The following is an 8,440-nucleotide window of genomic DNA, read 5'->3' on the forward strand; positions in this document are numbered from 1 at the left end:
CGTGCCGAACCGTCAGTCGGGAGGAGAAGTGGTGGACGCCCAGGTCCTCATCGTCGGAGCCGGTCCCACCGGGCTCGTCGCCGCGTGCGAACTGCTCCGCCGGGGCGTCGGCGTGCGGCTGGTCGACCGGGCCCCCGCCGCGTCGCCGTACGCCCGGGCCCAGTTGCTGTGGCCGCGCACGCTCGACCTGCTGGAGGACCTGGGCGCGCTGGACGCGGCCCGGGCCGCCGGGCACGGGCTCAACGCGTTCAGCTACTTCTCCGACCGCGCGCACGTGGCGACGTTCACGATGCCGCAGGAACTCGTCCCGCTGTGCATCCCGCAGAACGACACCGAACGGGTGCTGACCGATCGGCTGCACGCTTTCGGGGGACGCATCGAACGCGGCGTCCGGCTGCTGGCGTTCGACGACCTCGACTTCGCGGGGCGCGCCGACGGCGTCACGTCGATCCTGGAGCATCCGGACGGGCGCGTCGAGCGGACCCGCACCGCGTTCGTGATCGGCGCGGACGGCGCGGGCAGCGCGGTGCGCGGGCAGATCGGGGCGAGCTTCACCGGTGCCACCTACCCGAGCACGTTCGCGCTGGTGGACTGCCGTCCGACCGGCGCGGAGCTGCCGCCCGACCGCGCCCACTACTACCTGTCGGCGCAGGGCGTGCTGGCGGTCGTGGCGCTGCCGGGCGGGGCGTTCCGGTTCTTCTCCGTCCTGCCGCCCGGACAGGAGCTGAGCCTGCCGTGGATGCAGAAGGCCGTGGACGAGCGGGGGCCGGCGGGCGTGCGCCTGACGGAGCCGGTGTGGCGGACGGCGTTCCGCGTCCACGCCCGGCAGGCCGACGTCTACCGGCGCGGGCGGGTGTTCCTGGCGGGGGACGCCGCGCACGTCCACAGTCCGGCGGGCGGGCAGGGGCTCAACACCGGCGTGCAGGACGCGCACAACCTGGCGTGGAAGCTCGCCGCCGTGCTGCACGGCGAGGCGCCGGACGACCTGCTCGACACCTATGAGCAGGAGCGCCTGGCCGTCGCGGCGCGGGTCGTCCGGGAGACGGATCTGCAGACCCGCGCGTGGATGGTGCGGCGCAGGCCCTGGACGGGGCTGCGCGACCTGGCGTTCCGCGCGGCCGACCGCAGCGGGGCGCTCGAACGCTTCTACCTGCCGGTCATGGCGGGGCGGCGGCTGCGGTATCCGCCGACGCGCGCGGCGCAGGTGCCGGCGCGGCGGTGCGGGCGGGGCGGGCTGCGTCCCGGCGCGGCCGTGCCGTACGGGCTCGCGAACGCGCTGGGCGTCGTGCACGGCCGGTGGACGGTGCTGACCGCGTCGTCCCGGCTGCTGCCCGCGCTGCGCCGCCTCGCCGAGACGGCGCCGGGGCTGAACGTCGGCGTCGCCCCCGGCGTGCCGGAACTGTGCGGCAGGCCGGGCTATTACCTGGTCCGTCCTGACGGCCATATCGCCGCCCACGGCCATGCCGACGACCTGAACCGGCTGCGCGCCGAGATCGAGCGCAGCATTCCGCGCCGCGTCCCGGACGAGACCGTTCGCGGCAATGCGTAAGAACTCTCACCGGAGGGAAGCGGGTTGACCGAGCACACGCCGGGGGAAATGGTGCGGCTTCTCACCCCGGACGGCGAACGAGTTCCCCACCCCGACTACGAACTGGAATCGACGCCCGGCGAACTGCGCGGGCTCTACCGGGACATGGTGCTGGCGCGCGCCGCCGACGGCGAGGGCGTCACCCTGCAACGGCAGGGCGAACTGGCGCTCTGGCCGTCGCTGCTCGGACAGGAGGCCGCGCAGATCGGCTCGGCGCGGGCGCTGCGCGACGACGACCACGTCTTTCCGAGTTACCGGGACCACGGCGTCGCGCTCTGCCGTGGCCTCGATCCGCTGCACATCTTCCGGTTGTACCGCGGCGTCACGCACGGCGGCTGGGATCCCGCCGAGCACCATTTCCACCTCTACACGCTGGTGATCGGGTCGCAGGTCCTGCACGCGACCGGATACGCGATGGGCGTGGCCGCCGACGACGCGGGGACGGCCGTCGCGGTCTATTTCGGCGACGGCGCCACGAGCCAGGGCGACGTGAGCGAGGCGTTCAATTTCGCGGCCGTCTACAACGCGCCGGTGGTCTTCTTCTGCCAGAACAACCAATGGGCGATCTCGGCCGGGAACGAGCGGCAGTTCCGGGCGCCGATCTTCCGGCGGGCCGCCGGGTTCGGGTTTCCGGGCGTCCGGGTGGACGGCAACGACGTGCTTGCCTGTCTCGCGGTGACCCGCGCGGCCCTCGCGCGCGCCCGCAGCGGTGCGGGACCGATGCTCATCGAGGCGTTCACCTACCGGATGGGCGCGCACACCACGGCCGACGACGCGACCCGCTACCGGGATCCGGTGGAGGTCGAGGAATGGCGCGGCAAGGACCCGATCGCGCGGCTCGGGCTCCATTTGCGGAAGACCGGCCTGGCCGACGACGAATTCTTTGCGCGGACGGACCGGGAAGGGGCGGACCTCGCGGCGCGTCTGCGTTCGAGCGTCCGCGCGATGCCGGATCCCGGACTGGCCGACGCCTTCGGCCGCACGTATGGCGACGAGCATCCGCTGGTCGCGGAGGAACTGGCGTGGTTCCGGGAGTACTCCGCGTCCTTCGCCGCCGCAGGGGAGGGGTGACCGGTGACGCTCAGCCTGGTCCGGGCGATCAACGAGGCGCTGCGCGGCGCGCTCGCCGACGACCCGAAGGTCGTGCTGATGGGCGAGGACATCGGGAAGCTGGGCGGCGTCTTCCGCGCGACCGAAGGGCTCCAGAAGGACTTCGGCGAGCACCGGGTCCTGGACACGCCGCTCGCCGAATCCGGGATCGTCGGCACCGCGATCGGCCTCGCGCTGCGCGGTTACCGCCCGGTGGTGGAAATCCAGTTCGACGGATTCGTCTTTCCCGCCTATGACCAGATCGTCACGCAGCTCGCCAAGATGCGGGCCCGGTCCGGCGGACGGCTCGGACTTCCCGTGGTGATCCGGATTCCGTACGGCGGTGGAATCGGCGCGGTCGAGCACCACAGCGAATCGCCGGAGGCGTTGTTCGCCCATGTCGCCGGGCTGCGGGTGGTCTCGCCGTCCGGCGCGGCGGATGCCTACTGGATGCTCCGCCAGGCCATCGCCTGCGACGACCCGGTCGTCTTCCTCGAACCGAAACGGCGCTATTACGAGAAGGAACCGGTCGACACGTCCGCGCCTGCGGCGCCGCTGCATTCGGTCCGCGTCGTCCGGCCGGGGCGCGACATGACGCTCGTCGGTTACGGGCCGACGGTCCGGACGTGCCTCGACGCGGCGGCGGCGGCCGAAGAGGACGGCGTCAGCCTCGAAGTGCTGGATCTGCGGTCGCTCTCCCCGATCGACTTCGACGGCATCGAGGCGTCGGTGCGCCGGACCGGCCGCCTTTCCGTGGTCCACGAGGCGCCGGTGTTCTTCGGGGCGGGCGCGGAGATCGCGGCCCGGATCAGCGAGCGCTGTTTCCACCATCTGGAGGCGCCGGTCCTGCGCGTCGGCGGCTATCACATGCCGTATCCGGGCGGGCGCATGGAACGGGATTACCTGCCCGACCTCGACCGCGTCCTGGACGCGGCCGAACGAGCGCTCGCCTACTGACCGGACGGAGGGGGAACGGTGACCAGGCTCCGCGAGTTCAAACTGCCCGACGTCGGCGAAGGGCTGACCGAGGCCGAGATCGTCCGCTGGCTCGTCGCGCCGGACGACCGGGTGCGCGACGGCATGGCCGTCTGCGAGATCGAGACGGCCAAGGCGCTGGTCGAACTGCCGATTCCCTTCGACGGAAGGGTGCACGAGCTGCATTTCGAGCAGGGCGCGACGGTGGACGTCGGGGCCGTCCTCATCACGGTGGAAGAGGACCCGTCACCCGGCGGGGAACCGGTGCTGGTCGGTTATGGCGCGAGTGAACCGGCCGTCCGGCGGCGTCCGCGCAAACGTCCGGACGGCGAAATCCGGGCCGCCGCGACGCCGCCGGTGCGCAAACTGGCGAAAGACCTCGGGTTGGACCTCGCGACCGTCGTGCCCACCGGGCCCGGCGGTGTCGTGACGCGCGAGGACGTCGAATCGGCCGCGCGTTCCACGGCGCCCGAGAAGAGGCGGATTCCGGTCACCGGAGTGCGCCGGGCGATGGCGCGGGCCACGACGGAAAGCGCGTTCACCGCGCCGCACGTCACGGAATTCCTCACGGTCGACGTGACCCGCACGATGCGGCTCGTCGACGACCTCAAAGCCGATCCGGAACACGCGGACCTTCGCGTGACGCCGCTGCTGCTGGTCGCAAAGGCCCTGCTGGTCGCGGTCCGCCGGCACCCGGAGATCAACGCCTCGTGGGACGAGGCGGGGCGGGCGATCGTCCTGCACGACGCGGTCCACCTCGGCATCGCCGTGGCGACGCCGCGCGGCCTCATCGTCCCCAACGTCAAGGACGCGCAGGCCCGGACGCTGCCGGAACTCGCGCGGGCGTTGCGGGACCTGACGCGGACGGCGCGGTCCGGACGCACGGAGCCCGGCGACCTGACCGGCGGAACCATCACCATCACGAACATCGGGGTCTTCGGCGTGGACGCCGGAACGCCGATCCTCAATCCCGGCGAGGCCGCGATTCTCGCGGTCGGCGCGATCCGGCTGAAGCCGTGGGTGCACCAGGGCGAGGTCAAGCCGCGCCATGTCGTGACCCTGGCGCTTTCCTTCGACCACCGCCTGGTCGACGGAGAACTCGGGTCGAAGGTGCTCGCCGGGACCGGAGCCGTTCTCGAACGGCCCGAACGGATCATCGGATGGTCCTAGCCCCGGCGAACAGGAGGAACAACGTGTCACGCGCAGCAGTGCTCCAAGGAATCGGCGCCGTCGTCCCGCCCCGCGTCGTGGACAACGACGAACTGTCGCGGTCGCTCGACACCGATGACCGGTGGATCCGCACGAGGACCGGAATTCGTCGGCGCCATTGGACCGACCCGGGGACCACCACGGGCGATCTGGCCGCCGAGGCGGGGCTGCGCGCCCTGAAATCGGCGGGCGTCGATTCCGTCGACATGGTCATTCTCGCGACGAGCACCGGCAACCAGGTCATGCCGGCCACCGCGCCCGAGGTGGCCGAAATGCTCGGTCTCGACCGCGTCGCGGCCCATGACGTGTCCGCCGCGTGCGCCGGATTCGTCTACGCGCTCTCCTCGGCCGCCGGGGCGCTGGCGATCGGCGGCGCGGAACGGGTGCTCGTGATCGGCGCGGACGTCTGGTCGACGCGGCTCGATCCCGCCGACCGCTCCACCGCGATCATTTTCGGCGACGGGGCGGGCGCCGCCGTTCTGCGCGCGGGCGACGCCGACGAACCGGGCGCGCTCCTGGGCTTCGACCTCGGCAGCGACGGCTCCGGGCGCGAACTCGCCCAGGTGGCCGGCGGCGGTTCCCGGGAACTGTCCGCCGGACGGCCGCCGCGTCCCGGGGACGCCTATCTCGCCATGCAGGGAAAGGAAATGTTCACCCACGCCGTGAACCGCATGGCCGAGTCGTCCCGGCGGCTGCTCGACCGGATCGGCTGGGACGTCGACGACGTCGCGTGGTGCGCGGCGCACCAGGCCAATGTGCGCATTCTCCACACGGTCGCCGACGTTCTCGCGCTGCCGCGCGAACGCATGTTGGTCCATTTGGATCGCGTGGGGAACACGTCCGCCGCGTCCATTCCCTTGGCATTGACCGACGCCGCTTCGGCCGGGCGTTTGCGCGCGGGCGACGGCGTCCTGATGACGGCGTTCGGCGGCGGCCTCAGCTGGGGATCGACGGCCGTCCGCTGGCCCGCGCCGGACGTCCTGAGCATCTGACCCGACCCACGACGAAGGAGCTTTCATGACCGGCGACGTTGTTCTCGAAACCCTCCGCAGAATCGTGGCGGACAGCCATGGCGAGGTGCCGGAGATCACCGCCGACTCCCGGTTCGCCGATCTGGAGATCGACTCTCTGGTGCTGCTGGAACTGTCGGTCGTCCTGGAGCGCGCCTGCGGCGTCAAGATCTTCGAGGACGAGCTGGTCGACGCGGGGACCGCGCGCGCCGTCGCGGCCCTGCTGCGGGAAAGAAGCGCCGTCGGATGACGGTCACGAGACTCTGCGTCGTGGGCGACCGGTTCGCGCCCTTCGCCGACGGCACCGGCGCGGACACGGTGTCGGGCCTCGTGGCGGCGCTGCGCTCCCGGCTGCACACGGGAGAACTGGTCCTCATCGAGGGCCAGGGAGTCGACGCGCGCGACTGGGACCGGATTCGCGCCGAACTCGCGCGCGCCGGCGTCACCGCCGACATTCGCGCGAACGCGACGGGACCGCTCGCCCGGGACTCCGAAATCCACAAGCACCGCGAAGAGAACGTCCTCATCGCGGGCCTCGAACAGACCGGAGCGACGACGTTCCGCGCGGCGCTGCGCCTGCACAACGACGAGGAACTGCTGCTCGACCACCAGGGCGGGCACGTCCAGGGAATGGTGCTTCTGGAGGCCGCGCGGCAGATGTTCCTGGCGGTGAGCGAGCGCTACCACGCCTCCCGGTGGCCGGAGAACCGGTACGGCTATGTCCTGGAGTCGATGGAGAGCAAGTTCCGTACCTTTCTGTTTCCGCTGGCCGCGACGATCGAATACGAAGTGCTCTCCGTCGGCCTGGACGACCCGGAACACCTCACCTTCGACGTCCGCGTCGAGATCGTGCAGGCCGGGCTTCCGGCGGCGACGATCCGCATGGTGTGCTCCGCCGTCCACGCGGACGCGCTGGCGCAGAAGGAGCGCAGAGGAGCGGGGCGCGCGCTGCGCCTGCTGGCCGCCGGGCGCACACCGTCCCTCGCGGCCGGGGACCGCTGACCTCCGTCGGCCGTCTCGACGGGGAACGGCCCGGGGGAAAGGTGTCCCGCGGACCGCTACGGGCTGGTCTTCTAGCCCGACAGCTGGACGTCAGCCGGTCATCGCGACCAGGACCTTGCGGGGCGGGGTGAAGGGGCGGCGGCCGTGGGACGTGAGCAGGTTGTCGACCACGAGCACGTCGCCCTGCTGCCAGGGGGCGGCGACCAGTTCCGCGCGGTAGGCGGCGCGGATCGCGGCCAGGTCCGCTTCGGGGATGGCGGTGCCGTCGCCGAAGCGGGCGTTGCGCGGCAGGCCGTCCTCGCCGTACAGCTCGACCAGCATGTCGCGGACGTCCTTTTTCAGGGCGGACGGGTGGAAGAGGTGCGCCTGGTTGAACCAGACCCGTTCTCCGGTCGCCGGATGCTCGGCGACGGCGGGGCGGACCTGGCTCGTCCGCAGGTCGTCGCCGTCCCACGCGTACTCGATGCCCGCCGCGTCGCAGAACTCCGCCACGGCCGCCCGGTCGGACGTCTGGAAGACCTCCTCCCACGGCAGGTCCATGCCGACCCGGTAGTTGCGGACGTACATGACGCCCCGGTCGGCGAAGCGGGCGACCAGGTCGGGGGCCAGCCGGTCCAGGACGCGGCGGCTGTCGGCCAGCGGCGTCTCCCCGCCCCGCGCGGCGGCCCGCTCGCAGAAGAACCACACCTCGCCGGGCCACGCGTGGGCGTAGGAGTTCTCGTTGTGCTGGGGGATCTCCTCGGCCGGCGGATACTCGGTCGAGGTGTAGACGCCCGGCGACTCCTCCGACCGCGGCGTGGACCGGTAGGTGTAGCCGAGCAGCTCCGGGGCGAACGTCCGGACGGCGGCCTGGAAGTCCTCGGCGGACCGGACGGGAAAACCCCGGAACAGCACCGCGCCGGACGTCCGCAACTGAGCGTCCACCTCCGCGCGCCGCGCGCTCAGATAATCGGTCAGCGCGGTGCCGGGATTCGGTGCGGTCACCATTGAGGGAAGCAAGTCGCCCACCTTCTGCCGGTCATCGAAGAACGATGACGCATCAACGGTACGTGACCAGCCCCCGCGTCAGGGAATCGGTGAAATAGTGGCCGTGTCCGACCGTTGATTCTGGGGCGGGGGTGGTGAAATGCCTGCTCAGCGCATACTCAGCCGCACCACGTTCTCATGGTGTCCGCATTCTCGGCAACCGTTCACTTTGACAGTCAGGGGGGTGTCCAAGTGACTCTTCCCGGCGGTTGGGCGCCGGGAACCGGACGCCTTCCCGGCCGAGATGGTCTCGCGTAGAGTTCACAGTCGAATTGATCAACGTCTTGCTCCCGGGTATTGGCGATCGTTTCGCCGGAACATGTGGACGGCCTGGGACCGAATGCGCGGGAGGGTCGCCGCAATGATCGGAGCGCCGCGGCGGGTCGTCGTCCGCGCCCGCCGCCCGTGGCCGTCCGCGCGCCGTCTCCCCGCCCCGGCGCCGTCCGGCGAGCCGCGTACGCCGTCCGCGCCGCCGGACCCGCGGTGACCCGCCAGCCCGATCGCACGACACCGACCGCCGAGCTCAGGACGAGGTATGAGG

General features: G+C 71.6%; 8 protein-coding genes. 7 read left to right on the forward strand and 1 reads right to left on the reverse strand.

The window, feature by feature from the left end:
• Nucleotides 1-31 precede the first annotated feature (31 nt).
• From GQ466_RS15995 to GQ466_RS16025, 7 genes are read left to right on the forward strand one after another with little or no spacing between them, the layout of a single operon-like run.
• Nucleotides 32-1,549, forward strand: a complete 1,518-nt coding sequence (locus GQ466_RS15995; protein ID WP_337193489.1) for an FAD-dependent monooxygenase — start codon at nucleotides 32-34, stop codon at nucleotides 1,547-1,549.
• Nucleotides 1,550-1,597: 48 nt separating this feature from the next.
• Nucleotides 1,598-2,659, forward strand: coding sequence for a pyruvate dehydrogenase (acetyl-transferring) E1 component subunit alpha (gene pdhA / locus GQ466_RS16000; RefSeq protein ID WP_161103935.1), 1,062 nt, complete (start codon nucleotides 1,598-1,600; stop codon nucleotides 2,657-2,659).
• 3 nt (nucleotides 2,660-2,662) lie between these two features.
• Complete coding sequence (locus tag GQ466_RS16005) at nucleotides 2,663-3,634, forward strand: alpha-ketoacid dehydrogenase subunit beta (protein WP_337193490.1); 972 nt, start codon at nucleotides 2,663-2,665, stop codon at nucleotides 3,632-3,634.
• Between the two features lie 18 nt (nucleotides 3,635-3,652).
• The gene (locus GQ466_RS16010; RefSeq protein ID WP_161103616.1) at nucleotides 3,653-4,822 is read left to right on the forward strand and encodes a 2-oxo acid dehydrogenase subunit E2; all 1,170 of its coding nucleotides are present in this window, start codon (nucleotides 3,653-3,655) and stop codon (nucleotides 4,820-4,822) included.
• A gap of 23 nt (nucleotides 4,823-4,845) precedes the next feature.
• Nucleotides 4,846-5,853, forward strand: coding sequence for a beta-ketoacyl-ACP synthase 3 (locus GQ466_RS16015; RefSeq protein WP_161103617.1), 1,008 nt, complete (start codon nucleotides 4,846-4,848; stop codon nucleotides 5,851-5,853).
• Nucleotides 5,854-5,878: 25 nt separating this feature from the next.
• On the forward strand, nucleotides 5,879-6,121 hold the full coding sequence (locus tag GQ466_RS16020; RefSeq protein ID WP_161103618.1) for a phosphopantetheine-binding protein: 243 nt from the start codon (nucleotides 5,879-5,881) through the stop codon (nucleotides 6,119-6,121).
• Nucleotides 6,118-6,873 (forward strand): AfsA-related hotdog domain-containing protein, encoded by a 756-nt coding sequence (locus GQ466_RS16025; protein WP_161103619.1) that lies wholly within the window; start codon nucleotides 6,118-6,120, stop codon nucleotides 6,871-6,873. The genes GQ466_RS16020 and GQ466_RS16025 overlap by 4 nt, the downstream gene beginning before the upstream one ends.
• 90 nt (nucleotides 6,874-6,963) lie before the next feature.
• Here the strand turns inward: GQ466_RS16025 and GQ466_RS16030 are convergent, their stop codons facing one another.
• Nucleotides 6,964-7,860, reverse strand: a complete 897-nt coding sequence (locus GQ466_RS16030) for a TauD/TfdA family dioxygenase (RefSeq protein ID WP_161103620.1) — start codon at nucleotides 7,858-7,860, stop codon at nucleotides 6,964-6,966.
• Nucleotides 7,861-8,440 lie beyond the last annotated feature (580 nt).

The sequence above is a fragment of the Actinomadura rayongensis genome (genome assembly GCF_009831215.1).
Taxonomy (GTDB): Bacteria; Actinomycetota; Actinomycetes; order Streptosporangiales; family Streptosporangiaceae; genus Spirillospora; species Spirillospora rayongensis.